The organism is Microlunatus speluncae, assembly GCF_009299835.1.
Taxonomy (GTDB): Bacteria; Actinomycetota; Actinomycetes; order Propionibacteriales; family Propionibacteriaceae; genus Microlunatus; species Microlunatus speluncae.
In genome coordinates this window covers 810,393-836,087 of record NZ_VKCZ01000020.1, presented here as the reverse complement: position 1 = coordinate 836,087, position 25,695 = coordinate 810,393, and the positions used below count along the sequence as shown (strand labels likewise).

At 67.7% G+C, this 25,695-nt stretch carries 29 protein-coding genes; 17 read left to right on the top strand and 12 right to left on the bottom strand.

Annotated features, from left to right (window positions below; translation table 11 throughout):
- The first annotated feature begins 14 nt into the window (after positions 1 to 14).
- A complete protein-coding gene (locus FNH24_RS29405; RefSeq protein WP_152365754.1) occupies positions 15 to 935 on the top strand; it encodes a methylenetetrahydrofolate reductase in 921 nt (306 codons plus the stop codon).
- A gap of 37 nt (positions 936 to 972) precedes the next feature.
- On the opposite strand, the gene FNH24_RS29400 is transcribed toward FNH24_RS29405, so the two are convergent.
- Both FNH24_RS29400 and FNH24_RS29395 read right to left on the bottom strand, forming a co-directional pair.
- Positions 973 to 2,670 carry a glycoside hydrolase family 99-like domain-containing protein gene (locus FNH24_RS29400; protein ID WP_152365753.1) on the bottom strand — a complete coding sequence of 566 codons (1,698 nt, stop codon included), beginning with the start codon at positions 2,668 to 2,670 and terminating at the stop codon, positions 973 to 975.
- 117 nt (positions 2,671 to 2,787) lie between these two features.
- Complete coding sequence (locus FNH24_RS29395) at positions 2,788 to 3,258, bottom strand: hypothetical protein (RefSeq protein WP_152365752.1); 471 nt, start codon at positions 3,256 to 3,258, stop codon at positions 2,788 to 2,790.
- 168 nt (positions 3,259 to 3,426) lie between these two features.
- Here FNH24_RS29395 and FNH24_RS29390 point away from each other — a divergent pair, with 168 nt between their 5' ends.
- From FNH24_RS29390 to FNH24_RS29375, 4 genes are read left to right on the top strand one after another with little or no spacing between them, the layout of a single operon-like run.
- Positions 3,427 to 4,047: a C39 family peptidase gene (locus FNH24_RS29390; RefSeq protein ID WP_152365751.1), complete on the top strand. Its 621-nt coding sequence runs from the start codon at positions 3,427 to 3,429 to the stop codon at positions 4,045 to 4,047.
- 32 nt (positions 4,048 to 4,079) lie between these two features.
- Positions 4,080 to 4,772 carry a helix-turn-helix domain-containing protein gene (locus FNH24_RS29385; RefSeq protein WP_152365750.1) on the top strand — a complete coding sequence of 231 codons (693 nt, stop codon included), beginning with the start codon at positions 4,080 to 4,082 and terminating at the stop codon, positions 4,770 to 4,772.
- A 56-nt stretch (positions 4,773 to 4,828) separates the two neighbouring features.
- Positions 4,829 to 5,371: a dihydrofolate reductase family protein gene (locus FNH24_RS29380; RefSeq protein ID WP_152365749.1), complete on the top strand. Its 543-nt coding sequence runs from the start codon at positions 4,829 to 4,831 to the stop codon at positions 5,369 to 5,371.
- 25 nt (positions 5,372 to 5,396) lie between these two features.
- The gene (locus FNH24_RS29375; protein ID WP_152365748.1) at positions 5,397 to 6,164 is read left to right on the top strand and encodes an alpha/beta fold hydrolase; all 768 of its coding nucleotides are present in this window, start codon (positions 5,397 to 5,399) and stop codon (positions 6,162 to 6,164) included.
- Positions 6,165 to 6,189: 25 nt separating this feature from the next.
- Here the strand turns inward: FNH24_RS29375 and FNH24_RS29370 are convergent, their stop codons facing one another.
- Positions 6,190 to 6,744 carry a TetR/AcrR family transcriptional regulator gene (locus FNH24_RS29370; protein WP_152365747.1) on the bottom strand — a complete coding sequence of 185 codons (555 nt, stop codon included), beginning with the start codon at positions 6,742 to 6,744 and terminating at the stop codon, positions 6,190 to 6,192.
- Between the two features lie 62 nt (positions 6,745 to 6,806).
- Between FNH24_RS29370 and FNH24_RS32540 the strand changes: the two genes are divergently transcribed.
- The 5 genes from FNH24_RS32540 to FNH24_RS29350 all read left to right on the top strand — a co-directional run bounded on the left by FNH24_RS32540 (position 6,807) and on the right by FNH24_RS29350 (position 11,333).
- Complete coding sequence (locus FNH24_RS32540) at positions 6,807 to 7,091, top strand: alpha/beta fold hydrolase (RefSeq protein ID WP_217428598.1); 285 nt, start codon at positions 6,807 to 6,809, stop codon at positions 7,089 to 7,091.
- Complete coding sequence (locus FNH24_RS29365) at positions 7,043 to 7,687, top strand: alpha/beta fold hydrolase (protein WP_217428597.1); 645 nt, start codon at positions 7,043 to 7,045, stop codon at positions 7,685 to 7,687. Before FNH24_RS32540 ends, FNH24_RS29365 begins: the two co-directional genes overlap by 49 nt.
- A gap of 609 nt (positions 7,688 to 8,296) precedes the next feature.
- Complete coding sequence (locus tag FNH24_RS29360) at positions 8,297 to 9,331, top strand: methyltransferase (protein ID WP_217428596.1); 1,035 nt, start codon at positions 8,297 to 8,299, stop codon at positions 9,329 to 9,331.
- 55 nt (positions 9,332 to 9,386) lie between these two features.
- Complete coding sequence (locus FNH24_RS29355; RefSeq protein WP_152365746.1) at positions 9,387 to 10,391, top strand: hypothetical protein; 1,005 nt, start codon at positions 9,387 to 9,389, stop codon at positions 10,389 to 10,391.
- 72 nt (positions 10,392 to 10,463) lie between these two features.
- On the top strand, positions 10,464 to 11,333 hold the full coding sequence (locus FNH24_RS29350) for a phosphotransferase family protein (protein ID WP_152365745.1): 870 nt from the start codon (positions 10,464 to 10,466) through the stop codon (positions 11,331 to 11,333).
- 71 nt (positions 11,334 to 11,404) lie between these two features.
- Here the strand turns inward: FNH24_RS29350 and FNH24_RS29345 are convergent, their stop codons facing one another.
- Positions 11,405 to 12,169 carry a Stf0 family sulfotransferase gene (locus FNH24_RS29345; protein ID WP_152365744.1) on the bottom strand — a complete coding sequence of 255 codons (765 nt, stop codon included), beginning with the start codon at positions 12,167 to 12,169 and terminating at the stop codon, positions 11,405 to 11,407.
- 91 nt (positions 12,170 to 12,260) lie between these two features.
- On the opposite strand from FNH24_RS29345, the gene FNH24_RS29340 reads away from it, so the two are divergent.
- The 6 genes from FNH24_RS29340 (at position 12,261) to FNH24_RS29315 (ending at position 18,081) form a co-directional block, all read left to right on the top strand.
- Positions 12,261 to 12,956, top strand: coding sequence for a TetR/AcrR family transcriptional regulator (locus tag FNH24_RS29340; RefSeq protein WP_152365743.1), 696 nt, complete (start codon positions 12,261 to 12,263; stop codon positions 12,954 to 12,956).
- Positions 12,957 to 12,984: 28 nt separating this feature from the next.
- Positions 12,985 to 14,187 (top strand): glycosyltransferase, encoded by a 1,203-nt coding sequence (locus FNH24_RS29335; protein ID WP_152365742.1) that lies wholly within the window; start codon positions 12,985 to 12,987, stop codon positions 14,185 to 14,187.
- The gene (locus FNH24_RS29330) at positions 14,187 to 15,230 is read left to right on the top strand and encodes an NAD(P)/FAD-dependent oxidoreductase (protein WP_152365741.1); all 1,044 of its coding nucleotides are present in this window, start codon (positions 14,187 to 14,189) and stop codon (positions 15,228 to 15,230) included. Before FNH24_RS29335 ends, FNH24_RS29330 begins: the two co-directional genes overlap by 1 nt.
- 149 nt (positions 15,231 to 15,379) lie before the next feature.
- Positions 15,380 to 16,687 carry an erythromycin esterase family protein gene (locus FNH24_RS29325; RefSeq protein ID WP_161606379.1) on the top strand — a complete coding sequence of 436 codons (1,308 nt, stop codon included), beginning with the start codon at positions 15,380 to 15,382 and terminating at the stop codon, positions 16,685 to 16,687.
- A gap of 101 nt (positions 16,688 to 16,788) precedes the next feature.
- Positions 16,789 to 17,706, top strand: coding sequence for a hypothetical protein (locus tag FNH24_RS29320; RefSeq protein ID WP_152365739.1), 918 nt, complete (start codon positions 16,789 to 16,791; stop codon positions 17,704 to 17,706).
- Between the two features lie 117 nt (positions 17,707 to 17,823).
- Entirely contained in the window at positions 17,824 to 18,081 is a 258-nt protein-coding gene (locus FNH24_RS29315; protein WP_152365738.1) for a hypothetical protein, read from the top strand.
- 41 nt (positions 18,082 to 18,122) lie between these two features.
- Here FNH24_RS29315 and FNH24_RS29310 read toward each other — a convergent pair whose 3' ends face one another.
- The 5 genes from FNH24_RS29310 to FNH24_RS29295 form a co-directional block, all read right to left on the bottom strand.
- Positions 18,123 to 18,935 (bottom strand): class I SAM-dependent methyltransferase, encoded by an 813-nt coding sequence (locus FNH24_RS29310; RefSeq protein ID WP_161606378.1) that lies wholly within the window; start codon positions 18,933 to 18,935, stop codon positions 18,123 to 18,125.
- A gap of 93 nt (positions 18,936 to 19,028) precedes the next feature.
- A complete protein-coding gene (locus FNH24_RS31650; protein ID WP_161606377.1) occupies positions 19,029 to 19,169 on the bottom strand; it encodes a hypothetical protein in 141 nt (46 codons plus the stop codon).
- 139 nt (positions 19,170 to 19,308) lie between these two features.
- Complete coding sequence (locus FNH24_RS29305) at positions 19,309 to 19,914, bottom strand: dihydrofolate reductase family protein (RefSeq protein ID WP_152365736.1); 606 nt, start codon at positions 19,912 to 19,914, stop codon at positions 19,309 to 19,311.
- 188 nt (positions 19,915 to 20,102) lie between these two features.
- Positions 20,103 to 20,696, bottom strand: a complete 594-nt coding sequence (locus FNH24_RS29300; RefSeq protein WP_152365735.1) for a dihydrofolate reductase family protein — start codon at positions 20,694 to 20,696, stop codon at positions 20,103 to 20,105.
- 136 nt (positions 20,697 to 20,832) lie between these two features.
- A complete protein-coding gene (locus FNH24_RS29295) occupies positions 20,833 to 21,813 on the bottom strand; it encodes a phosphotransferase family protein (protein ID WP_152365734.1) in 981 nt (326 codons plus the stop codon).
- 109 nt (positions 21,814 to 21,922) lie between these two features.
- Between FNH24_RS29295 and FNH24_RS29290 the strand changes: the two genes are divergently transcribed.
- Positions 21,923 to 22,954 carry an aminoglycoside phosphotransferase family protein gene (locus tag FNH24_RS29290; protein WP_161606376.1) on the top strand — a complete coding sequence of 344 codons (1,032 nt, stop codon included), beginning with the start codon at positions 21,923 to 21,925 and terminating at the stop codon, positions 22,952 to 22,954.
- Positions 22,955 to 22,982: 28 nt separating this feature from the next.
- Here FNH24_RS29290 and FNH24_RS29285 read toward each other — a convergent pair whose 3' ends face one another.
- From FNH24_RS29285 to FNH24_RS29275, 3 genes are read right to left on the bottom strand one after another with little or no spacing between them, the layout of a single operon-like run.
- Complete coding sequence (locus tag FNH24_RS29285) at positions 22,983 to 23,816, bottom strand: alpha/beta fold hydrolase (RefSeq protein ID WP_152365732.1); 834 nt, start codon at positions 23,814 to 23,816, stop codon at positions 22,983 to 22,985.
- A 35-nt stretch (positions 23,817 to 23,851) separates the two neighbouring features.
- A complete protein-coding gene (locus FNH24_RS29280; RefSeq protein ID WP_152365731.1) occupies positions 23,852 to 24,697 on the bottom strand; it encodes an ABC transporter permease in 846 nt (281 codons plus the stop codon).
- The gene (locus FNH24_RS29275) at positions 24,694 to 25,659 is read right to left on the bottom strand and encodes an ATP-binding cassette domain-containing protein (RefSeq protein ID WP_152365730.1); all 966 of its coding nucleotides are present in this window, start codon (positions 25,657 to 25,659) and stop codon (positions 24,694 to 24,696) included. The genes FNH24_RS29280 and FNH24_RS29275 overlap by 4 nt, the downstream gene beginning before the upstream one ends.
- Positions 25,660 to 25,695 lie beyond the last annotated feature (36 nt).

Below are 25,695 nucleotides of genomic sequence, written 5' to 3'. Positions count from 1 at the left end.
GCTACGGTCGCTTCGTGGATCTGTTGCAGCGAGTCGGTGCCGGCGAGGGCGAGTTCCTCCTGTTCGCGATCACCCCTCCCCGCGCTTCGACCGGGCCGGAGCGGATGCGGGCGATCGCCGAGAAGACCCTCGACCGTTTGCGTTCCGTCGATCCCGACGGGGTGCTGCTGTACGACGTCGCCGAGGAGGGTGATCGCAATCCGGACCAGCGGCCGTTCCCGTTCCTGCCGACCGTCGATCCGGCCACCTATCTGGCCGAGCACTTCGGCGGCTGGCCGCACCCGGTGGTGGTGTATCGATCGGTGGGGAAGTATTCGGAGGCCAGCCTCGAGGAGTGGTTGCAGACCCAGCCGCCGGACCGGGTGCTCTCGGTGCTGGTCGGCTCCTCGTCGAGTCGCAGCACCGGCCTGACCTCGCTGCGTCAGGCGTACGCGCTGCGCGAGACGGTGCAACCGGACCTGAAGATCGGCGCCGTGGTGATCCCGGAGCGACACGCGGCCCGCGGTGACGAGCACCGGCGCATGATCGACAAGCAGGCGGCCGGGTGCTCGTTCTTCGTCAGCCAGATCCTCTACGACGTCAACGCGGCCAAGAACCTCGTCTCCGACTACCGCGACGAGTGCGACGCGCGCAGCATCCGGCCGCGACCGATCGCGTTCACCTTGTCCGTCTGCGGTTCGGCGAAGACGTTGGAGTTCCTGACCTGGCTCGGGGTCCAGGTCCCGCCGTGGATCCAGCGTGACCTCACCCGCTCGAAGGACACGCTGGAGTCGTCGTACGATCATGCCCGCGCCGTCGCCCACGACATGCTGGCCTACTGTCGCCGGCTCGACATTCCGGTCGGGCTCAACGTCGAAAGCGTGTCCAGCCGCCGGTCCGAGATCGAGGCCGCGGTGCAGTTGGCCATCGAATTGCGATCCGCGCTGCGCCGGTGACTCCGGGATCGGCCCATGATCATGATCATCGGCAAGATCACCTGACCGAGCAACCGCCCCCACGGACCAGGCCGAGACCCGACCTCAGCGTGTTGAGGAAGTAGCAGCCGTCGCGCTCGTTCGGCTCGATCGAAGCGCCCTCGTCCCACTCGTTCCAGGCGAAGATCATCGCGAAGTTGTCGACGTTCGGGAAGCGCGGCGCCGCGCGCTGGTCGTCGCGCAGGTTCCGGACCGCCGGGACGAAGTCCTCCTTCTGGTAGTCGCGGAAGTAGCGAATGCTGTTCACGTCGGCCTTCTGCACCGGATAGCGGGTGCGCTCGTCGAAGCCGGAGAGCACGCAGCGCATCAGGTCGGTGCCGGCCGGCACCTGCCCGTAGAAGGCACGCTGCCCGGACAGGTAGCGACTGAAGGACTGGCTCTCGATGCCCGCGGAGTCGGTGGTGCAGTGAGCGCCGTCGGCTCCCACCGCGGGCACGTCGGCGCCGCGAAACGCCGGATGGCTCATCGAGACGTACACGTCCTCGCCCAGTTGATCGCGGGCCTCGGCCCGCAACTGCGAGACGAAGGCCGCGATGTCCGCCTTGGAGCCCGCGCCCAGACCTCGCGGATCACAGATGCCGATGATCTTCCGGCCGTCGTTCGTCCGCAACGCGTTCGGCTGCGAAACGTACTTCTCGACGATGATCGACGCGGTCCGCTGATACTGCGCCACCGGAATCTCCAACGGGGCATAGTCATGCGCGCACACCGTCACCATGAAATCGAGGTCGGTCTGGTTCGGGGCGCGGAGGAAGGCGGCCAGGCCGACGTCGCTGGAATACTCGACCTGTTGCTTGGAATCCCAGTACCAGTAGAAGTTGAAGAAGCTCAGGCCCGCCGAGGTGGCGGTGTCGATGTGCCGCTGCCAGGTCTTCGGGTCGGCGTCGTCGTAGTAGCCGGCCGAGGGCCGCAGCCAGCTGAAGTCGGCGTCGGGCCAGGTGTCGGTGCCCAGCGGGTGACCGTCGTAGAAGTCGCGCACCCCGCACCACACGTCGCGCCGATCGTAGATCCGCTCGCAGCCGTTCTCCTTGGCATGTCCGCCCGGATGCCACATCGGGAACATCACCGCTCCGGCCCGCACCCACGTCGGGTAGACGTAGCCCAGGCCACCGTCGAACCGGTACCCGGCTGCGATCAGCTCGGCCCGCCGCGACTCCAGCGCCACCCGCCACTCGCGGCCGTTGCTGAAGCGCTGCAGCTGGGCCATGCCCGCGCCGCGACGGAGGTAGCTGTGACCGACGACGCCCTCGTAGCGCCAGCCCTGCGCGACCAACGCGTCACGCTCGTCGGCCGACGCCGTCAGCAGCCACCGGGTCGCCGTCGCCGACGGCTTGAGCCGGTACAGCGCGTGCGCCGTGCCGATCGAGCCGCCGATCGGCAGATACCCGACCACCTGCGGCTCCCGCCGCATCCCGCCGGCCGCCGCGGCGCGCGCTTCGTCGAGGTCCGTGGTGTAGAGCCGGCCCGTCCCGGCGGCACCGACCAGCTCGACCAGCGGCATCGGCTCGGCATCGTGCCGTGCCTTGACCTCGCCGGCCGGCCACGTGCCCGAACCCGGATCCGGTACGGCCGCGGCCGGCGTGACCAGCGTGGCCGCGAAGGCAGCGAGAATCACGAAGGCGGCGAGGACGCGGATCGACAAGCGCCGGGCCCGGCGCCGTTCGGCGACCTTGCTGGTCTTGATCAGCTTCGGCATGACGACTGCCTCTCGAGTGGTGACCGCCGGGTGGCGGCAGGCCCAGACGCTAGCCCGCCCCACTGACTCCGCACTGACACGCGAGGCGGCGGTTGATCCCAGCGTGAGTGACCGGAGTTAACTGCGGCGGTACCGCACACAGTCGTAGCGGGGTGTGCCGTAGTTGATCCGCCAGAAGCCGATCCGACGGCCGTTCTTGACGACGTCGACCTTGGTGACCCCGTCGCTCTCCTCGATCACGTCCAGCTCGAACCCGCGTTCGGCCGCCGCAGCCCGGGCCCGGTCGAGGTTTCGGCCGCCGTCCTGCGCAGCGGCGAAGATCTCGCGCCCCTGATCACAGGCCTGCTGATTGCCGATCCGACCGGACAGGTCGAAGGCGATGAGCACCCCGACCACGAGTCCGGCGAAGATCATCGTCGACAGCCAGCGCGGCATCGTCCCGGCGCGCCGCCCGGAATCCTCGGCCGGGCCGTCGGACAGCTCCAGCTTCGGCATCCGGGAGAGCTTGAACAACCTCAGCGCAACGATGGCAACGCCCAGAGCCACCACGAACAGCGTCCCGATCACGTACACCAAGGGCTCCGGCACGCCGGTCACAGTAGCGGCCGGCCCGGGTCACCCGCCGAAGCCCCAGCCCTTGCCGGTACGCGATCACCTCCCGGGCGGCGACGACGGAAAGATGATCATGAAGCGCTACGACAGCGCTGGACCTGCACCGTGTTTAGATGCAGACGTCACCAACCAACGGAGGATCTGATGACACACCAGTTGACTCGTCGATCACTGCTCATCGCCGGCGCCGGAGCCGGGATCGGATTGACCCTCGGCACCACGCAAGCCAGTGCCGCGGGCGTCAAGTACCGCTATCAGAAGCAGCCCAACGGCTACTACTGCTCGGCCGCTTCCACCCGCATCGCCATCAGTGCACCGATCCTGCGGCGCGACAGTTCGGAGAACCGGCAGATTCCGAGCCAGAACAGCCTGGCCAAGGGGCTGAACCTGCATCCGTACGACGGCCCCGGTCTGGAGAACATGGGGCTCAAGGTCCCCACCTTGATCGCCACGGTGCTGAACAACCGGCTCAACCTCAACGGGAAGGCCAAGCGCTTCCGGTTCCGCATCTCACCCAGCGGCACGCTGTACGCCGACCTGCAGGCCAAGGTCCGGGCCAGCATCGACGCGGGCTATCCGGTCGTGATCAACATGAACCAGGTCGACGATGATCACTTCGACGGCCACTACATCGCCATCGTCGGCTACGGGGCCGAGCGCTACCAGATCGCCGATCCCTACGACCCCGATCGCAACGGGGTCTGGCGGTCCAAGCAGAAGATCGTCGACTGGAACAAGCTCAACCGCTTCACGTACTTCGGCTGACTCGATCGCCCCGCGAGAACTATGCTCGCGCCGTGGGACTGATCTTCGATGAGGTCGCCGGCGACCTCCCGCTGGTGCAGCGGGTGTGGACGTCGAGCTGCGATGCCACGACCGATTTCGCCTCGGCGGTCAAGACCTCGTCCATGATCGCGTTCGCGCGAAGCGGTGCAGGCTCCTGGTCGGTGCATCTGCGTGGACCGGAGACGGTCAGCACGGCGATGATCTGCGAGGAGGGCACGGAATACTTCGGCGTCGATCTGCGGCTCGGAGCCTCCCTGCGGCTCTTCCCGCCCTCCGGTCTGTCCAACCAGAAGGATGCGCTGTTGCCGACCCTGTCGGACGGCCGGATCCTGTTGGACAACCGGGGGTGGGAGATGCCGACCGCGCAGAACGTCGAAGTGTTCGTCCACCGGCTGGTCCGCGCGGGCTTGTTGATCTTCGACCCGCTGGTCGACGAGATTCGCCACGGCGAACGTCCGCGCGGCCTGTCGGAACGGATGGCGCAGATCCGGTTCCGCCGGGCCGTCGGGCTCTCGCACCGCAAGGTCGTCAGCATCGAGCAGGCCCGGCACGCCGCCCGGCTCCTCACGGCGGGGAGTTCGATCAACGACGTGGTCACCGCCGGCGGCTACTACGACCAGGCCCAGCTCGCCCGCGCGATGCGGTGGGCGACCGGTCACACGCCCAGTGAATTGCGGTCCGGCATCTCGTTTCTGGCGTTGTGAATCGGCTTCGGTTCGATACAAGACGGACCGATCGGCCGGGTGATTGACTCCCGGTCGTGCGCAAACTGATCGAATACGACCACCTCTCGATCGACGGACGGATGTCCGGCGACGCCTGGTGGGCCGGGCAGCAGGCTGTCGTCCCGAACGACAACCACTTCGCCTTTCAACGCCAGCTGCTGTCCTCGGCCGTCGGCATCGTCCTCGGCAGGGTGACCTACGAGGGCTTCGCCCAGACCTGGCCGACCATGACCGGCGACGTTGCGGACAAGATCAACTCGTTGCCCAAGTACGTCGCCTCCACAACGCTGACCGAGACCGCCTGGAACGCCGAAGTGCTGACCGGCGATCCGGTCGAGGCGGTCGCCCGGCTCAAGGAGGCCGGCGACGGCACCTTGGTGAAGTACGGCAACGGCGCGTTCAGCCGGGCCCTGGTCGAGGCCGGACTGCTCGATGAGTTGCATCTGAGCGTCTCCCCCTTCGTCGCCGGATCCGGAGAGGCGCTGCTGGAGGGCCTGGCGACCACCGCCATGGAGCTGACCGGTGTGACCGACCTCGGCAACGGCACGGTGGTGCTGTCGTACGCCCTGAGCCGCTGACCGGCCAGTGACGGAAGGGATCGAGATGACTCAGGGCGCCTACGCCTCGGTGAACGGCATCGACCTCTACTACGAGATCCTCGGCGCCGACCGGCCCGGCCCGCCGTTGATCATGCTGCATGGCGGCGTCTACACGTTCCATCTGAGCTTCGACTCGGTGCTGCCGGCGTTGACCGCCGAGCGGAAGGTGATCGGCGTCGAGTTGCAGGGCCACGGGCACACCGCCGACGGCGACCGGCCGTTCTCCATCCGCCAGTGCGCCGAGGACGTGATCGCGCTCCTTGATCAACTCGGCATCGACCAGGCGGACTTCTTCGGCTACAGCCTGGGCGGGCTGGTCTCCACCGAGGTCGCCGTCCTGGCACCAGGTCGGGTCGGCCGGCTGGTGCTGGCCGCCGCGCACTTCAAGCCGACCCGCACCGTGGCCTACTACCCCGAGATCACCGAGCTGGACCTGGAGTCGCCTCGGATGCCGACCGCGGAGGAGGGCGCAGCCATGCAGCGCGCCTACGAAGAGGCGGCGCCGCACCCCGAGAACTTCTACCCGTTCGTGGCGAAGGCCCAGGCGGCGGTGCACGATTTCGAGGCATGGACCGACGAGGAGCTGGCTGGGCTCACCATGCCGGTCTTGATCATCATCGGCGACACCGACTTCGTCAGACTCGAGCATGCCGTCGAGATGAAGCAGTTGCTGCCGAACGCGCAGTTGGCGATCTTGCCGGGCACGAAGCACCTGCAGGTGATCCGGCCCGACCTCGTCCTGCCGATGGTGAGCGCGTTCCTGCGGCAGTGATCAACAAGCCGGACCGCCCCTCGCGTCAGGACTGGGCAAGAGCGCGGACGGCGCGATCGATCGCCGGCCGCAGGTCGAGCAACGGGTCGACGGTGAGCCGGTGCAGGAGCAGCCCGTCGCAGAGGGCCATGATCGCCCGCGTCGCCGGCCCGGGATCCGCGATGCCGACGGTGATCACGATCCGCTCGGTCCACCGCTCGAACTCGCGGCGCTGCCGCAGCAACGGCTCGGCCAGCTCCGGATCACCGGTGAGCTCGAGGAAGAGGGCGTAGCGGGCACGGGTGCGAGCGGCGAACGGCCCGGCCTGCACCTCGGTCATCGCAGCCAAGCCCTCGATCAAATCGTCAACGCCCTTGATCGACGCCAGCGCGGCCGGATCGAAGTCGGCCCGCTCGTGCTCGGCGATCCAGTCGACGACGCCGCCGATCAGCGCCCGGCGGGTGCGGAACCAGTTCGAAGTCGACCCGGGCGGGAGACCGGCCCGATCATCAACCCGCGCGTGGGTCAGCGCCCGCATCCCCTCCGCACCGAGCAGTTCCACGGCCGCCTCGAGCCCGCGATCCCGGGTTGCCGCCGGCATCGACACCCCCTTCCGCGAGGTCTACTATGAACGTAGTATATCCATCGGACAAAGGAGTCGCGATGTCCACCCCAACCTCCTCCTGGTCGCCGCCGCTCCCGGAGGCGTCCGGATTTGATCATGACGTGATCGAGACCCCCGGCCTCCGTACCCACGTCGCTGCCATCGGTGCAGGCGAGCCGGTCGTGCTGTTGCACGGATTTCCCGAGCACTGGTGGCAGTGGCACGCCGTCGCCCCAGTGATCGCCGCCGCTGGCTACCGTGCCATCTGCCCCGATCTGCGCGGGCCGGCTGGACCGTGGCCGACGACCCGCGGATCGAGCGCGAGACCCGGCTCCGCGACCTGATCGCCCTCCTCGACGCCCTCGACATCGAGCGGGCGCACGTCCTCTCCCACGACATGGGCACCATCACCGCCCTGCAGCTGAGCTACGACCACCCCGAGCGGGTCCGCACCGCCGTCCAGCTCTCCGTGCCGCCGTTCTTCATGCAGTTCAGCCCGAAAGCCATCCCCGGCTTCCGGCACCTCCCGCGCTTCATCTGGCATCGTCCGGGCGCCTCATTGCGCGGCATCTTCTCCGAGGCCTACGTCGCCCACCCGATGTCGGAGGCGACCATCGAGGCCCACCTCGCCCCGCTGCATCGACCCGACATCGACGCCGCCGTGCGCCCGCTCACCCGCGGCATGATCTTGCCCGAATCCATCCGGCTGAGCCGCGGCGTCTATCGCCGCCGGCGACTCACCGTGCCGACCCTCGTCGTCTTCGGCCGCCGCGACCGCCCGTGGACCGAGGATTTGGTGCGTGAGGTCTGCCGCCGGCCGGAGCGGTACGCCGATCGCCACGAGTTCGCGTACGTCGACAACGCCGCGCATTTCATCACCGACGACGACCCCGCCGCCGTCGCCGACCTCACCCTCGATTGGTTCGAGCGAGCCGCCTGACCACCTGTCAGCCGAGCAGACGGGGCGAGGCTCAACCGGGTGATCGTGGCCGATCGTGATCTTGACCGGGCCACCGCGGCCTGACGTGAATTCGGCGATCGGGACGGCACCCCAGTTCAGGTCGACGTGGCCGACGAGGCGGACGTCCCCCGGATGGCCGACTTCGTGAGCGAGCGGGGTGCCCGATAGTCGCGATCCTGGCCCGCCCGCAAGCGAGGACCGTTGAACGGTCCCGAAACGTAGCCGGGGTGTGGAGGATCTCGGCGCGCTGCGGGTCACGCCGGATCAACTCCACACCCCTACACCACAAAGGTTAATCGCAGCCTGCGGCGCTGTCAGACGGTCTACCGAATCGTGATCATGCCGTTGGCAGCCGGCCGAATTCGGCCACGCCCCGCCTCCGCCCGACTCTCGAAATGTCCGCCAGTTGTCCGGTCGACGACCTGTCCTCCGGGCGTGCCACAGCGAAGAGTTGTGGTCACGTACCCGAGAAGGAGGACGGATGAGCGCCGCTCGACGGTCCGGAACTGCACCCAGTCCCAGGCTCAACGAATCGGGCCACCGATTCGCACCGATCACGATGCCCGCCGAGTCGCCGGAGGAGACTTCATGACCACGGACGCCGATCAAGCCCTCTCTCCCCTCCCCCTGATGCAGCTGACCACCGGCTTCTGGGCCTTCAAGACACTGGCTGCTGCCCACGAGCTCGGCCTGTTCTCGCGCCTGTCCGGGACCGCGGGGACGACGACCGGCGAGCTCGCCGAGGCACTCACGATCGAGGAGCGGCCGGCGGAGATGCTGCTCACCGGGTGCGCTGCCCTCGGGCTGCTCGAGAAGATCAACGGGCGCTACCGCAACAGTCCCCTGGCCGAGGAGTTCCTGGTCCGGGGCAAGCCGTACTTCTTCGGCGGCTGGGTGCAGATGCTCGATCGACGGCTGTACGCCGGGTGGGGTCGGCTGACGGAGGCGATCCTCACGAACCGCCCGACGACCTGGGATCCGGACCGGCAGAGATCGATCTTCGACGGTGAGGATCCCGAACTGCTGGCCGTGTTCTGGGAGGCGATGCACTCCCTCTCGATCTTCACCGCCCATGCGCTGGGAGCGGCCGTTGACCTGAGTCGCTCGCGCCGGTTGCTCGACGTCGGCGGAGGTTCCGCAGCGTTCGACATCGAGCTGTGCCGGCTGTATCCCGACCTGACCGCCACGGTCTATGACCTGCCGAAGGTCGTCGACATCGCTGCGGGAAAGATCAAGGAAGCGGGCCTCTCGGAGCGGATCGACACCGTGGCCGGCGACTTCCTCGCCGACGCCTCGTTGCCCGATGGCCACGACACGATCCTGCTCTCCATGATCATGCACGACTGGGCGGAAGATCGTGCCCGCGCGATCCTGCAGAAGTGCTGGGCGGCCCTGCCGACCGGCGGACGGGTGATCATCTCCGAGCTGCTGGTCAACGACGAACGGACCGGCCCGCGGCCCGCGGCCCTGATGAGCCTCAACATGCTGGTCGAGACCGAGGGCCGCAACTACACACCGGCGGAGTACAGCGCCTGGCTCGCCGACCTAGGCTTCCACGACATCCAGACGATCTGGTTCGAGGCAGCGGGAGCGAACGGTGCCGTGATCGGCCGGAAGCCCTAGCGGGCACCAGATCAAACCGTTCGCGATCAACAGCGCGCGCTGGCAGGGTGGATGCGTGGCCCTCGCCCCTCGGCACTACTCCGAAGAACGGGACGGACGCTCGCCCGCGAGGCAGGACCCCGTACCGGTCGAGCTGCCGTGGGACCTGACCTGGGACGACCTGCGCGGCCGCATCCCGACCCTGCACCGACCGATCGGCGCGTTCAGGACCCACAAGATCCAGGGGCTGCACCAAACTGGGCGATCACAGATTCTGACGATCCGCTATGCGGAGCAGGAAGGACGGCTGCAGAACCGGACCATCTTCCTGAAGCTCACCAACCCGGCTCGGCCGGAGATCCCGAAGTATCGCTACCTCATGTCACGCCACGCCCCGGTCGCGCCGCCTCTCGGAGCGGCAACGACCGCGGCCGGCGAGATCCTCATGCTGCAGTTCCTGCCCACCATCGGCACCACCCCCGACCAGGCCGATGATCTCCTCGAACTCATCGCCACCATCAACGGCATCAGCAACCCGCCCGCCAACATCTTCAGGCCACCGCCGGGAACCTCCGGCTACGAAGACCGGATCCATCAGTCGCTGATCGCCCTCCTGCCGACTCCCGCCGAGGCGAGCCGCTGGCTGCGCGCCTACCGACAAGCCGCCGAAGGCGCCCGACAAATGCCGCTCGCGCTGAACCACAACGAGTTGAGCTACCAGCAGGTCGGATGGACCGCCGCACCCGACGACGACCATCCGCGGTTGGTCGTATTCGATCTTGAAACAATGTCGCTGCGACCCCAATACACCGACCTTGCCGGCATGCTCCCCTCCATCGCCGCCCAGACCGGACGGGCCGAACAGGAACTGTTCAACCTCTACCTGGAGAAGCTCGACCAGCGAACCGGCGAGACAACCGACCGGCGCCTCGGCTGGAGCAGGATGCTGACACTCCGCATCGTGCGCACCTTCGAATCCCTGCCCTGGTTGACGACCATGATCGACACCGCCGGAATCGAGGCACCCGAGCATGCGGTCGCCAGACTTGGCCAGGACCTCATCCAAGCTGACCTCGAATAGCCGTCACGAAGTCCAACCGTCCTGAGGCAGTCCACGCCCAGGGTGAGGATGCACACGAGGAGGAACTCGGAAATGGAATCAGCGGAGGCACGGCGGGCCGTGGCAACAGCGATCGCGACCGCCTCAGCACTCGGGCTAGGAGTCGATGACGCCGTCGTCCTCAATGACTCCAATCGTGTTGTCGTCCGCCTGCTCCCCTGCGACACCGTCGCGCGAGTCACACCCGTGACGCATCACGAGGGCCACGAGATGAGCCCCGAGCGAGAAGTCGAAGTGGTGAAACAGCTTGCCCGGACGGACAGCCCGGTGGCCGCGCTCGATCCTCGCGTCGAGCCCCGGGTCCTCGTCCGCGACGGCTTCGAGATCGCCTTCTGGACCTACCACGAACCGCTGCCGGCCGCGCCAGTTCCGCCGGCCGACTACACCCGGGCCCTTGAGCATCTCCATGCCGGTTTGCGGCAGGTTGAGCTCAGGACGCCACACGCTCTGGATCGCGTCGCCGCCGTGCAACAAGACGTCGACCGCCGCGACCTCACGCCGGATCTCACGGACCCGGACCGGACGTTCCTGGCCGATGCGCTGCGCGAGCTGAGCCGGGCGATCACCCATCGTCGCGCTCCGGAGCAGGTGCTGCACGGCGAGCCGCACCCGGCGAACTTGATCATCACGAGGAACGGACCGCTCTTCATCGATTTCGAGAACACCGCGCACGGCCCCATCGAGTACGACCTCGGCTGGGTGCCGCAAGAAGTGAGCGACCGGTACGCCGATGCCGACCAAGATCTGGTTGATGAGTGTCGTGGCCTCGTGCTGGCGATGGTCGCGACCTACCGGTGGCGTCGCGACGACCAGCACCCGAGTGGCCGGGCATCGGGAGTGGCCTTCCTCAACGCTCTCCGGGACGGCCCGCCCTGGCCGGCGCTCGATGATGTCACCTGGTGACACCATGATCATCGCCAGGGTTTCGGAAGGCGGTCACGACCCGGCGCTGATCGGCCAGGTGGGTGCGGTGATCATCCCGTTCGGCCGGCCTTGAATCTCTCGATCCAGTCCTCGTTGAGCTGATCGGCCTGGCGCCGGGCTCGCACCTCCATAGTCCGATCCGGCGGCACCTGCAGACCGAGATAGTCCAGGACCGCGCCGGCGACCCCGACTGGATCCGCCGCGAGATCTTCGTACGCCACCTCGCACGGAGTGACCCGCTGAGCGGTGAACCAGTCGGACCAGCGGGCCTCGAAACTCTCGATCTTCCGCACGAGCTGATCGATCAGTTCCTCGTCGTAGTGAGCCTCCTGGGCTCCCGGCGCGATCTCCTCGCCCGGATGCCAGAAATGGGTCTGCTCCGACCTGGCCCAGGAGACTGCCTGCGCCACGACGTCGCGCCGCCGCAGATGGACGAGCCGGATCCGCCCGAGGTGCTCGGTCAATCGATCCAGATCGGTCCCGGCCCGGTCCGGCGCGGCCGCGACCAGATCGCCGGTCAGTACCGGCAACGTCGCTCCCATGATCCTGCTGCCGAACACGCCGTTCGTGGTGCTGCCGGCGATCCGGGCGTGCCGCAGGTACGCGTCGTCAATTCGTCCATCAGGCGATCTGGCGATCTGCCATTCCGCGGCGTTGCGATCCAGGATTCGCGGGTCGAAGTAGGAGGCCGGGTGACCGGCGACTCCGGAGGATTCGAGCAGTCCGCACAGCAGCGTGCTGCCGGAGCGAGGCGTCGCGCAGAGCAGGTACGCGTCGAGTTCGAGTTCGGTGGTCGTGGATGAGATCGGCTGCATCGGCTTCAATCCTTGCTCAGGTCTGCACGCGGTACGTGACGTGGGTGACGGTGCTCGCGGCCCGCCCGGAAGTCGTTATGATGAGATTACAGTGACTGTAACGAACTCGCAGGCGGATCAGGACCCGGGCCGGCCGAAGCTGCGCCAGCAGCGCAAGGCGGCCACCCGGGCCCGGATCGCCGCGACCGCGATGGAGCTGTTCCTCGACCGCGGGTTCGAGCACGTGTCGGTGGCCGAGATCGCCGCGTCGGCCGGGGTCACCGAGAAGACCGTGTTCAATCACTTCGCCTCGAAAGAAGACCTGGCCCACCCGCAGGGCCAGGACCTCGAAGCCGAGGTGCTGGAGGCGTTGCGCAGGCGGCCGGCCGGCACCTCCGCGCTCGCGACTCTGCGTACGTTCTTCCTCGACGGCTATGCCCAGCGGTTCCCGGCCGAGGTGGAGATTCGACGCCGCGCGGCCAGGATCGCCGAGTTGGTCGCCGGCAGCCCGGCCCTGCGCGCGCGGGAGCGGGAGATCCTGGCCCGGTTCGCCGACCGGATCGGCGCACAACTCGCCGCCGAGGTCGGCGCCCGGCCAGGAGATCTTCGGCCGACCGTGGTCGCCAACGCCGTCATCGCGGTGCACCAGGCCGTCCTGGCCGAATACCGCGCCGGCCTGCCCGGTGCCGAATCCGCGGCAGCGCTCAGCCGACGGATGCTCCGGGCTGCCGCGGAGGCGTTCGACTTCCTGGCCGCGGGCCTCAGCACGTATGCGACCGGTGACGATCCGGCCGTACCGAAATCATGATCAACAGAGGATGAGGAGGGTCGCGGAAATGCGGGTGGTGTTGACGACGGTCGGGTCGCGCGGAGACGTCGAGCCGGTGATCGCGCTGGCGCTGCGGCTACGTGAGCTCGGCGTGGACGTACGGATGTGTGCGTCGCCGGACTTCGCGGAGCTGTTGGACGGTTCCGGAGTGGAGTTCCGGCCGCTCGGCCGGCCGGTCCGGTCGCTGGTCGCCGGCGCGAAACCGCCGTCGGCGCAGGACGCGTTCAAGATCGCGGCCGACCTGGTCGCCGAGCGGTACGAGGTCCTCAGCGCGGCGGCCCGGGACTGCGACGTGCTGGTCGCCACCGGGCTGATGCCGGCCGGCGCGCGTGAGGCGGCCGAGAAGCTGGGCATCCGCTACGTGTTCGCCTGCCTGCAACCCCAAGGCCTGCCCGCGCCGACCGGCCCGGTGCCGGGTGAATCGGCTACCCAGGCCGAGATCGATGACCGCGAGCAGTGGGACCGGGACGCCGTGCAACGGGCCGACGCCCTCTACCGCGGCCCGTTGAACCAGCAACGGGCCCTGCTCGACCTGCCGCCGGTGGACCACGTCCGCGATCACATCTTCACCGATCGGCCCTGGCTGGCCGCCGACCCGGTCCTCGCGCCGTGGCCGCAGAACGGGAACGCGGTCGTCCGGACCGGCGCCTGGATCCGGCCCGACCGCCGGCCGCTGCCGGACGACCTGGTGACGTTCCTCGATGCCGGTGATCCACCCGTCTACGTTGGGTTCGGCAGCATGGGCCTGCACACCGCGACCGATGTCGCCCGGGTCGCGATCGAGGCGGTACGGGGCGTCGGCCGGCGGGTTGTCCTGGCCAGCGGTTGGGCCGACCTGGCCCTGATCGACGACCGGGACGACTGCTTCGTCGTGGGCGAGGTCAACCAGCAGGAACTGTTCCGCCGGGTCGCGGCCGTCGTCCATCACGGCGGTGCCGGCACCACCACCACAACCGCCCGGGCCGGAGCGCCGCAGGTGGTCGTGGCCCAGATCGGCGACCAACCGTATTGGGCGCGGAGAGTGGCCGAGCTCGGCATCGGGGTCGCCCACGCCGGCACGACCCCCACCGTCGAGTCGCTGACCGCCGCCCTCACCACGGCCCTGACCGGCGAGGTCCGGGCCCGAGCGACCGCTGTCGCGGGGACCATCCGTACCGATGGAACGACCGTTGCGGCCGACCTGCTGCACCAACACCGAGAGGCCTCCTGATGACCCTGACACCGGAATCGCGGCCCTCCCGGACCGGCGCCGGGCCGATCATCGTCGTCGGCGCCGGCATCGTCGGCGCTTCCGTGGCCTATCACGCCGCGCGGGCCGGCGCGCCCGTGACCCTCATCGAGGCCCGGCGGCCCGGCGGTGGGGTGACGGCCGACTCGTTCGCCTGGATCGCGGCGTCGCGGCTCGACTCCGGCCCGGCCGCGGTGCTGCGGACCACCGCGACCGATGAATACCGCCGACTCGAAGCCGAACTCCCGGGGCTACCTGTGACCTGGTCCGGCTCGCTGTCCTGGCGCATCGGGGAGAGCGCCCCTGAGCTCGGGCCCGGCCGGCAACTCGTCGACGCGGACACCGCGGCGAGGATCGAGCCGGCCCTGCGGCAGCCGCCGGAATGGGCCGTCTGGGCACCCGACGAGGGCGCGGTCGACGCGGTCGGGATCGTCGATCGCCTGATCACCGGCGCCCGGGATCACGGTGCCCGGGTCCTTCGCGACACCCCGGCCACCGCGGTTCGCCGCGACGCTTCGGGCCGGGTGGTCGGTGTCGAGACCGCCGCCGAGTTTCTTCCCGCCGCGACCGTTGTCCTCGCGGCCGGGGTGTCCACGGCCGCCCTCGCCGCGACGGCCGGCGTGACGGTGCCGGTCGAGCCGTCGCCGGCGACCCTGTTCCGGTTCCGTGCCCCGGCCGGCCTGGTCCGTACGGTGATCAACACCTCTGACTTCGATCTGCGACAGGTCGCCGCGGACCAGCTGATCGCCGCGGCCGACTCACCCGAGCCGACCCTGGCCGCCATCCGGTCCACCTTCCGCGCCGCCGACAGCGTGGAGCTGCTCAGCGCCCGGGTCGGCGACCGTCCCATGCCGGCCGACGGCGAACCGATCATCGGCCCGGCCCCTGACGCGCCCGGGCTCTATCTGACGGTGCTGCATGCCGCCGTCACCCTGGCCCCAGCGGTTGGTCGGCTGGCCGCCCGAGAACTGGTCGACGGCACTGCCGAGCCCAGCCTGGACGGCTGCCGCCTCGACCGCTTCTAGCGGGAGCTCCGTTCTTGATCATGATCAAGAACGGAGGTGACTTTGCGAGGACCGCACCGGTGACTGTTGTCACTACCGTCGCTCGGCTGCTCCGGGGAGTCTGGCTGTTGTTCGTCAACGGCGCAGGGAGCAGAAGGAGAACACCGACCATGATCACTCGGAGGGGACTGTTGATCGCGGCCGCGGGAGCCGCGGCCCTGGGCGTACCGACGGCGGCCCGGGCCGCGGGCCACCCGGTCGAGCAGTGGATCACCGCCAACGCACGCGGCCTGGCGACCGTGGATCCGGCCGCGTCACTGGATGATCTGCGGGCGCTGCACCGACCGCTGGCGGGAAGCACGTTGGTCGGGCTGGGCGAGCCCGGCCACAACATCGCGGAAGTCTCCACCCTGAAGCACCGATTGGTCCGCTTCCTGGTCGAGCAGCGCGGCTTCCGCAGCCTGATCTGGGAGGAGGATTGGTCCACCGGTCTCCTGGTCGACGAATACGTCCGCACCGGAGCCGGTGATCTCGAGGTGTTGATCAAGGACTTCAGCCCGGCCTGGCGCAACCAGGAGGTCATCGACCTGCTGACCTGGGTCCGGGCCTACAACGCCCGCCATCCTCATGATCAAGTTCACTTCGTCGGCGCCGAGCACTACGCGACCCGCAGTCACGTCTACCGCCGGCTGTCGAGCTACGTCGCGGAGGTCGCACCGGGTCAGCATCCCGAGGCCGAGGAGTTGATCACCGCGTTGCTGCCCGACCCGAAGCAGACGATCGGACAGTACGCCCGCGACTACCACGAAAACTACTCCGCCGAGACGAAGCAGCTGTACCTCCGCCGGGCCGCACGGCTCCGTGCCATCGTCGACGGCATCGGCCGCCCGGCCGGGGATCGGCACCATTCCCTCGCCCGGCAGATGGCCCGGCAGATCGAGGCCTTCTACATCCACTACAGCCTGCTCTGGGCCGACATCCCCTCCTACCGCGACGCCGGATCGGCCCGGACGATCGAATGGTGGCTCGGTCACTCTCGTACCCGCGCCGTCTACTGGGCCGCGACCCCCCACACTTCCCGAGCACCCAAGATCAGCATCAACACCCCCGCCGGGTCAACGTCCTACGTGCCGGCCGGCTCGCACCTCGCCCGCCGCTACGGCAGCCGTTACCGCGTGATCTGCCTGGCCTTCGACCACGGCACCTACCGGACCCTGCAAGGGGCGACGGTCGAGCTGCCCCGACCCCTGCCCACCTGGTACGAGCACCGGTTCCGCGATCTTGATCATGAGCAGTCGGCCCTCGACCTGACCGAGCGCACCCCCGGCGCCGTGCGGGACTGGCTGGCCGCCCCGTTCCGGGCCCGCGGCTATCCCGAGGCCGGCCACGCCTCCGACGCGACCGGCGGCATCCTGGCCGACTGGGCCGACGTGATCATTCACCGACGGACGGTCACCCCCGCCGATCCGTACCCCTGAGAGGATTGATGTTGCACCAAGCGATCCAAGATCGTGCCATGACTTCGGCGGACCTGCCGCGGCGTCGGCTGCTGTTCGGAGCGACGCTCCTCGGCGTCGGCGTGCTGTCCGGCGGCTGCCTGCTGCCCCGCCGAGGACCAGAGCCAGACCCGACTCCGGACCCGTTCCCGGCCACCCAACAGGTCATCGACGCGCTGCGCCAGCTCGTCGATCAGACCGGCCGCGACGCCATCCAGTCTCTTGAACTGAGGAGGAACAAGGTCGCAGTGACACTGCTGATGGCCGACGGTGAGACTCTGAGGTTCACCCGGTCCGAAGCTGGTCCTTGGGACAACGGCGCCAAGCCCGCCGGTGATCATCAGCCGACGACGTCGACGCGGCTGAATCAGTTGCCGCTGCAGCTGCTGTCCGAGTTCGTCGCGCATGCGGGGCCCGAGGCAGAGGCTCTCGTCTTCGAGCTGGACGACACCGGACGGCTGCGGATCTGGGCCGACGACGGAGTCGGCGACTTCGATCGCGCCGGCATCAAGGTCGACGGCACCGGTCGGGTGCCGACCGTCGATCTGTCCGACCCTACCGACGTCGCCGGCGCGATCGAAGAGATCGTCGAGGCCTACGGCAGCAGGATCTACCTGGTATCCGCCGACAAGTACTACGTCCACGCCGACCTGAACCTGGATGGACGACAACATGGGGTCAGGGTGGTCCGACACCCACGGGAGAGCCCCTACCAGATCGACGTCATACCTCGTCACCCCGAGTCATGGCTGTTTGACCCCGTCGGCATCGACCCGACCCTCGCCATCGAACTGCTGCCGACGATCGCCCGCCAGGCCGACCTTGCCGGCAAGGCCACGGATTGGCAGTTCTCCCGCCCGACCGCTGACAGCGACCCGCACCTGTCTTTTCGCGTCAGCGAGGACGGACCAACCGACCCGGTCGTCTGGGTGAACCAGTCCGGCAAGATCATCAAGATCACCAGGGCATGCGACCCTGACGGAGGCTGGTGTCCGCGCTAGGTTCGCCCGGGTTTCGCGCGCCGACCAGCGCTGTCAGTGCCGCGTCAGTAGCCCTCCCTAGCCTCGAATGATGGACCCAGTTCCGTGGTTCACCCGAGATTCAGGGAAGGCTTGACAATGATTCGCAGAGTTCGCAATTGGATATTCCTGGCGCTGGCCACCGCACTCGGCGCCGTGGTGTTGTCCTTTACCGCAGCGCCCGATGCGATGGCCGGAACGGCGAAGTACACGTGCCCGGTGGCCAAAATGTCTGCCAGCGAATGCAGGAGTATCTTCTACCGGTTCGCGAGAAACGGGGTGGACGTGTGGGGATACCACAAACCGTACTGCACCCAGTACTACTGCTACGACGGCGGATTCTATTACTCCCGCTGATAACACCCGCTCGGCTGAACGGAACCGGGCGGCGTCCAAGATCAGATTGGGCGGTCCAACGGTGGCACCCGGCCCCAGGCCAGTAAGTGATTGCTCAGGTCGCGGACGCCGGGGATCGGGCCGACGCGCCGGGCGATCGTCAAGGCTGGATCCAGAAGATCGTCGTCGTGGGTTCCGCGGACTTCGAGGGCCGGGCCGGCCGGGCCCTCAACACCTTCGCAGGTGATGTCGGTAAGACCCGCGGTCGCAAGTTCGGTGATCAACTCCTCGGCAGTATGGAAATGAGCTCCGGGAAAGGCGACGTGGTCGAACTGGAAGCTGCCGGCTTCCAGCAGCTTGGCCAGTGCGGCGGGAAGCGGCGAAGGTGGCTCTTCGCCGAGCCAGGCCGCGCCGAAGGCGACGAATCGAGGAATCGCCGCCGCGAACAGCACGCCGCCCGGTCGAGTGACCCGGACGGCCTCAGCCAGCGCCAGGTGTCGGTCCTGCGCCGAGGCAAGGTGATAGAGCGGGCCGAGGATCAGCGTCAAGTCGAAATGATCATCGGGCCACGGGAGGTGGCGGGCATCACCGACGACAGCCTGGAAGGTGCCGACTCTGGTTGCCCGCTCGACCTGGTCCGGGACCGGATCGAGTAGCCGCACCAGGTGGCCCGCTTCGGCGAGCCACGTCGCATGCACGCCGGTGCCGCCGCCGATGTCGGCGATGTGCAGCTTCCTGCCCGGTTCGAGCTGACGCTCGATCAACTCCCGGGTGCGGAGAAACTCGATCTTCCCTGCGGTGGTGCGGGTGGTCAGCCGTGATCCTTCGTCGAAGTCCGCGCTGTAGTAACGCTGGATCGCCGCATCGATCGTCACCTGGTCCCGACCCGACGAACTGATGTGATCAACTCCGGGGCCATCTTCCGCTCTCACCATGTCTCCCCTCCGGAAACTGATTGGTCGGGTGTCCTACTGCGCGGCGTAGGTGACGTCGACCATGCCGGACGGGAATCCTTTGAGACTGTTGAGCTTCAGGGTTCGGCGATCGGCAACGTCGGCGAACATCGAACTCCCGACCGTCACGTTGCAGGAAATGATCAGTGGTCTCACGGTTGCATCCTTCGGTTCGGGGTCTGCAGCAGCTGTCACCGACACCATCGGACCTGCCGCTGGCGACGACAACCGAAATCGGTCGGCATGTCCTTGAGCAGGTCGGACAGGTCCGAAATCTTGGGCCTCGGTCGCCGGCTCAGAGTGCCGTCGCGTAGGTGATCATCATGGCGCCTCCCTGGAAGGTCTCGACGTTCACCAGGCGGAGATCCGTGCGCCCGTTCAGATTCTCGAACAGGAGTCCACCCTCGTTCATGATCACGGGGTGGATCAGGATGCGGTACTCGTCGACCAGCCCAGCATTCGCCAGACTCTGCACCAGCTTCGGGCTGCCGAAGGTGATGATGTCGCCACCTTCGCCCTCCTTCAGCGCCTTGAGCCGTCCTTCGACGCCAGGCCCCGGGAAGGGCGTTGCCGGCTCGTGGGCACCCCAGCGCAGGCTCTCCGGTGCCGTCGCCCCCGTTGCGACGAGCTTGGGCAGGGTGTTGACCAGGTGACCGATGCGAAGCGCGACCTCGCTGACGTCCGGCCACTCTTTGACATTCGGCCACTTCCGCTCCAGGTCCTGGTACGTGCCACGGCCGAACAAGATGGTGTCGACCCCGTCGAACGAGGCCAGCAGAGCGTCCAGCGAATCCTCGATGCCGGGGTGCGCCCACTGCATGAAGTCGGTGTCGTCACCGGACGGCGGGCCGGTGACGATGTTGTTGGCTGTGCTGTGGATAGAAACGATGATCCTGCGCATGATGCTTCCTTTCTAGGTTTGGGATCCGACCGAGCTGCCATTCGGGCATGCCGACCAAACGGCCGTGGCAAATGGTGCCGATCTCAAGATCACCAGGACGGCGCTGGAAGGGCAGCATCCAGTTTCCGTACAACGTACCGTACTATGTACGGACCACTGGGTCTAGGTCCCGGCTGAGCATGCCCGCGTCACCGGCGGTAGATCAGGTGCGTGACTCCGACACCGGAGATGATTTCGGGGTCGGCGAAGCCGAGTGGGGCGCTGGTGATGTTGGTGAGCATTCGGGTGCCGCCGCCGAGGAGGTGGGGAACGAGGTCGAGCAGGAGCTCGTCGACCAGGCCGAGATCGAGCGCCTGATCGACCGTGCTGCCCGGTCCGATGCCGACATCCTTGCCGTTCGCGGCGCGGATCGCTTGCTGGATTGCTGATTCGACACCGTCGGTGACGAAGGTGAACGGCGTCCCGGTGTTGACCCAGCCCGCCGGCGGCTGGTGAGTGACGACGAACACGGGCAGTTGGCCGGCCGGGTGCGAGCCGTCCCAGCCGTTGGTCTCGTCGAACTGTCGTCGTCCGACCACGAAGGCACCGGTCCGTTCGATTTGATCTTGAAGATAGGTCGCCGTGGCTGCTGACGTACGGTAGGTGAGCCGGTCGGGCTCGGCCGATGGAGTCTCGACGTCGCCGGCGGTGCACCAGGCGAACAGTCGGTCGAAACCAGTGTTGTCGGGGCCGGCGATGAAGCCATCGAGGGAGACGGATGCCTGAGCGATGATCTTGGCCATGGTGGGCCCTTCCTGATCGGTGTTGTCCTCGGTCGGTTAGACCATCGGATGATCGAGAACTCATCGACCAGAAGTGGAGCCGCCCGCTGACGGTCATTGACGGTGACCCGACGTCGCCGAAGAGCGACGCCCGTGTTCAGCCGAGGCGTCGTAGTGCTTGTTCTACGACGATCTCGACACGAGCTGTCAGGCCCGACACGTCGACCGGACGGCGCCCAGCAACCTGGCGAGATATGGATTGCGGTCCGCTGTCGTTGTGGTGAAGGAGGCTGTGCAAGTCCCACCACGGGTGAAGCGGTGCACCCACGATCGATTCATAGAGCAAGCGCAGATCCTCCGCCCAATCGGGTTCGTAGAGCGAGGCCAGATACCGCCGACACTGCCCGACATCGATGGCGCGAGACCCTCGGTGGATGCCGTTCCAGTCGGTGAGTCCGGTGATCATCCCCCGCGACCACAGCAGATTGACCGGCAGGTAGTCACAGTGCAGGAAGACGGCATCATCCTCAGGCGGCGGTGACTCCATGGCCTCGAAGGCGGCTTTCCAGACCGAAGGGTTCCGCGCGCCGACCGGAACCTTGAACTGGCCAAGAGGTGTGATCCATGAGTCTTCCCAAGCTCTGAAGGTCGGGGCCGGGAGGTCAACGGCATGGAGCCGGGCAGCGAACTCGGCGATCCTCTCGATCCACGGCAGGCGCTCCGCCGGATTGAGGTGAACGTGGCCAGGTAGCCGCGTCATCAGCAGCGACGGCGCTCCGCAAGTAGCAGCGCCAGCAACATCGGTGGCCAGAATCGTCGGAACCGGAAGTCCGCTGCTAGCCACCACCTTGAGGTTGGCAATCTCCTCGTCCATCGCGGTCCGAAGCGCGATGCTTCCCGCCGGGTACTGCCGCAGCACGACGAGCGTTCGGGTGTCCCCTCGCTCAACTGTCAGGCGATGGACGGCAGAGTTGACGCCGCCGGTCAACCGACGGTGGCCGACGATGCGACTGCCTGCACCCAGGGAAGCGGCCGCCCAGGCCAAGGTTTCGGTGGATGGTCGGCGCCGGAAGAACTTGTTCTCCCGCCAATCGCCGTCGTCCGTCAGATCCTGGCCGGCAACGTCGTCGCTGGTCATCGCGCCAACCTACTGGTGAAGCGCCTGCGGACTCCAACGCTTTAGAGCTTCCGCCACCGCCGCTCAGCCCGAGCTTCAACGGTTGACAGTGAGCAGTTCGAGCGGCACGATGCGGTTGCTGCTGATGAGGGCGCGACGGCACTCGCCGAAGGGGCAATGCCCACCTCGCAACGTGGACCATGCCCAGTCAGGAGTAGCCCAGATGGCCCAGTCAGCATCCGACCAGGATCCTCTTCGGCGGACAGCGAGCACCCAACTGCCAGAGGTCGTCCAGGTGGCAGAGCGCGTCGTCGGCAAGCCCGCGGTCACGTGGGAACGACCGCAATGCGGGCTCACCGCCGCACACCGTTATGCGATCCGGTTCGCCGACGGCAGCGCCGTGTTCGTCAAGGGCGCAGCCGATGATCAAACTGCGGAATACCTCCGCGTCGAGCACGCGACGCTGAAGACGGTCGGCGGCACATTCGGCCCGGCGATCGTGAGCTGGCTGCCGGGCGAGCGGCCCATTCTGATCACCGAGCACCTGCCCGACTACTGGCCGGCCGACGCTGACCAAACAACGAGGTGGCGGGCCGGCGACGTTGGCGCGGTGCACTCCGCCCTGACCGAGCTGCGGACGGTCACGCCTCCGGCCGATATGCCGCTGGCATGGTGGCCCGACCCGACCTGGCATCAACTGGTCGACGACCCCGCCCTGATCGACGCTGGGCTGTGCACACCGGAGTGGCTGGAACGGCACGGGGGACTGCTCGTCGAAACCGATGAACGCGCGCAATCTCGTACCGACTGTGTCGTCCACGGAGATGTCCGCAGCGACAATCTCTGCATTCTGCCGGACGGTCGCGCCAGGTTGGTCGACTGGTCGATGTCCGGCGCCGGACATCGCTGGCAGGACTTGATCATGTTCCTGCCGACCGTGCGGCTGGAGGGCGGCCCCGATCCCGCCACCGTGTTCCAAGGAGAGGTCGAGACCGTGACCCGGCTCGCCGGCCCCACAGTCCACCGGGCGATGCACTTCTCCGACGGCCCGGAATGGCTGGGCCGGGTCCTCCGAAAACTGGCGGTGATCAATCTCGACTGGATCGCGGCCCTGCTGGCCCTCGACCCGCCGACTACTGGTCAGCGCGCACCGCTGTCTTGAGCGGCCACAGCAACACCTCGCGGGCCCCTCAGTGTTCGGTGCTGAAGAACCGTAGCAACAGCGGGCCGACGATCTGTGGGTCGACGACGTGATCCGGCCCCTCGAGGGTCTCCCGTTGAGCGTGGGGCAATTGGTCTGCCAGCTCGTCGGCTGCGCGGTCGAAGAAGTCCGAGGGCAGGCCTGCCATATAAGGGACCGTGATCGGCCCTCCGGTGGTGACCAGGACCGGTTGGGTGATCGTTGCCAGTCGATCGGCCGTCAATTGGTAGCGATTGAGGAAGACGCTGTCGTGGACCAGCGTGGGCGCGAGGGCGACCGAATCCGCCCAATGCGACGTCTGCTTGCCTGCCGCTTTCCTGGCCGCGATGTTGTCGTCGGAGGCGCCCGACAGGCGCATGAACAGTTCGAGAACCTCCTCGTCTCGCCCGGCGTCGAAGGCGCGTCGGGTGTCCGCGACGTACTCCTCGAATCGAGGGCGTATGTCGTCCCCAACCGCGTAGGGCACCTCCCAGACGGCGATCGTGTCGATGGCTGCCCCGGCCGCGGCGGCTTCCAGCGCCAGCGCGCCGCCTGAGGACGCCCCGAACAGGTGTGCCGAGCCGCCCGCCTCCGCGATCAACGCATCCAGGTCCTCGATCTCCCTTTCCACGGCGTACGGCTCGGTGAAGCCGCTCGCGCCGCGTCCCCGACGGGCATAGTTGTAGACCGTGAAGTGCTCGGCGAGAGCTGGCGCCAAGGGAGCGTTCTCCACCCCCTCGTCGAGTGCTCCGCCCACCAGAATGACGGCCGGACCGCTTCCTTCCCTGTCGTAGGCGATGGTGGTGCCATCGTTTGATGTCACGCGAAAGGGCATCTCGTTCATCTCACATCTCCGTTCGAGAGGTTGTCTTAGCGCCTCTACTTCTTGTTGCGGTAGAGGACCATGGTGATGGGACCGAAGACCGCGACGAGAAGCACGGACGAGACGAGCACCCAGCCGATTTCCCCGGCCGGCACCGAGCCGTGCATCAGGCCGCGTACCACGGTCGTGAGGTGGGTGATCGGGTTGGCCTCGACGACCGCCTGCAACCACCCGGGCATCGACTTCGGGTCCACGAAGATGTTGCTCACGAACGTCAGCGGGAACATCACCATCATGCTGACCCCCGCCACCGAGTTCGGCGTACGCAGGATCAGGCTGAGCATCGTCCACAGCCACGACAGGCAGAACGAGAACACCAGCAGTAGCGCCACCGACAGCACCACCCCGCCGGCGCCACCCTCCGGCCGGAACCCGAGGACCAGGCCGAGCGTGATCACGATCGCCGACCCGATCGAGTAGCGCATCACATCGCCGAGCAGGGCGCCGACCAGCGGCGACGGTCGCCACACCGGGAGCGACCTGAACCTGTCGAACACACCCTTCTGGATGTCGGTGTTCAGCGTTATGCCGGTGTTCATGGTGATCATGACGTTCGACTGCACCAGGATGCCCGGCAGCAGGAACTGTAGGTACTCCTGAGTCGACCCGGCGAGCGCGCCACCGAACAGGAAGGTGAACATCAACGTGAACATGATCGGGAACATGGTCACGTCGACGAGCTGCTCCGGGACGTGTTTGATCTTCAGCAAAGCGCGCCAGCCGAACGTCAACGAGGTACGGACAGGACCGGGCCGTGACGGGCGCTCGCCGGCCAACAGCACACTGCGCAGCGCGTCCTCGGTGACCGGCGCCGACGCCTGCTCCGCGGTCGTGGCATTCATGCGGCATCCTCCTCGGGTGTCTCCTCGGCGGCGTGCCCGGTCAGGGCGAGGAACACCTCGTCCAGGCTCGGCTGACCGAGCGCGAACTCGGTGACGTCGATGCCACCGCGGGACAGCTCGGCCAGGGCGCGGGCGACCCGTTCGGGGTCGGAGATCCGCGCGGACAGTGCGACCGGGTCAGCGGAGAGCTCGATCGGCTCGTCGAGAGCGGCGGCGAGGACCCGTTCGGCCTCGGCCCGCTGCTCGGGCGCACGTAGCCGTACGTGCAGCGAGCCGGCGCCGACCGATGCCTTGAGCTGGCCGCTCGAGCCCTCGGCGATGACCTTGCCGTGGTCGATCACCGCTATCCGGTCGGCCAGCTGGTCGGCTTCGTCGAGGTATTGCGTGGTCAGCAGCACGGTGGTGCCTTCGGCGACCAGGCCGCGGACGATCTCCCAGACCTGGTTCCTGCTGCGCGGGTCGAGGCCGGTGGTCGGCTCGTCGAGGAAGATCAGTTCGGGGGTGACGACCAGGCTCGCCGCGATGTCGATGCGCCGGCGCATCCCGCCGGAGTACTTCTTCACCTGCCGGTCGGCGGCATCGGCGAGGCCGAACGCGTCGAGCAGGTCGGCCGCTCGCCGCTTGGCCCGCGGGCGCGAGTAGCCGAGCAGCCTGGCGAGCAGCACCAGGTTCTCCACCCCGGTGAGGTCCTCGTCGACCGACGCGAACTGCCCGGTGAGGCCCACCCTGCTCCGCACCGCGCGGGCGTCGCGCACGACGTCGTACCCGAGCACTTGCGCCTCTCCGGCGTCGGGGCGTAGCAGCGTGGCGAGCATGCGGATCGCCGTGGTCTTGCCCGCCCCATTCGGACCGAGCACGCCGTACACGCCCCCGGCGCTCACGGCCAGATCCACACCGGCGACCGCGCGGGTCTTGCCGAAGCTCTTCTTCAACCCTCTCGTCTCGATCGCGAGCTTTCCCATGGGTTCGATTCCTTCTCTCGGTGTTGCCAACGGATT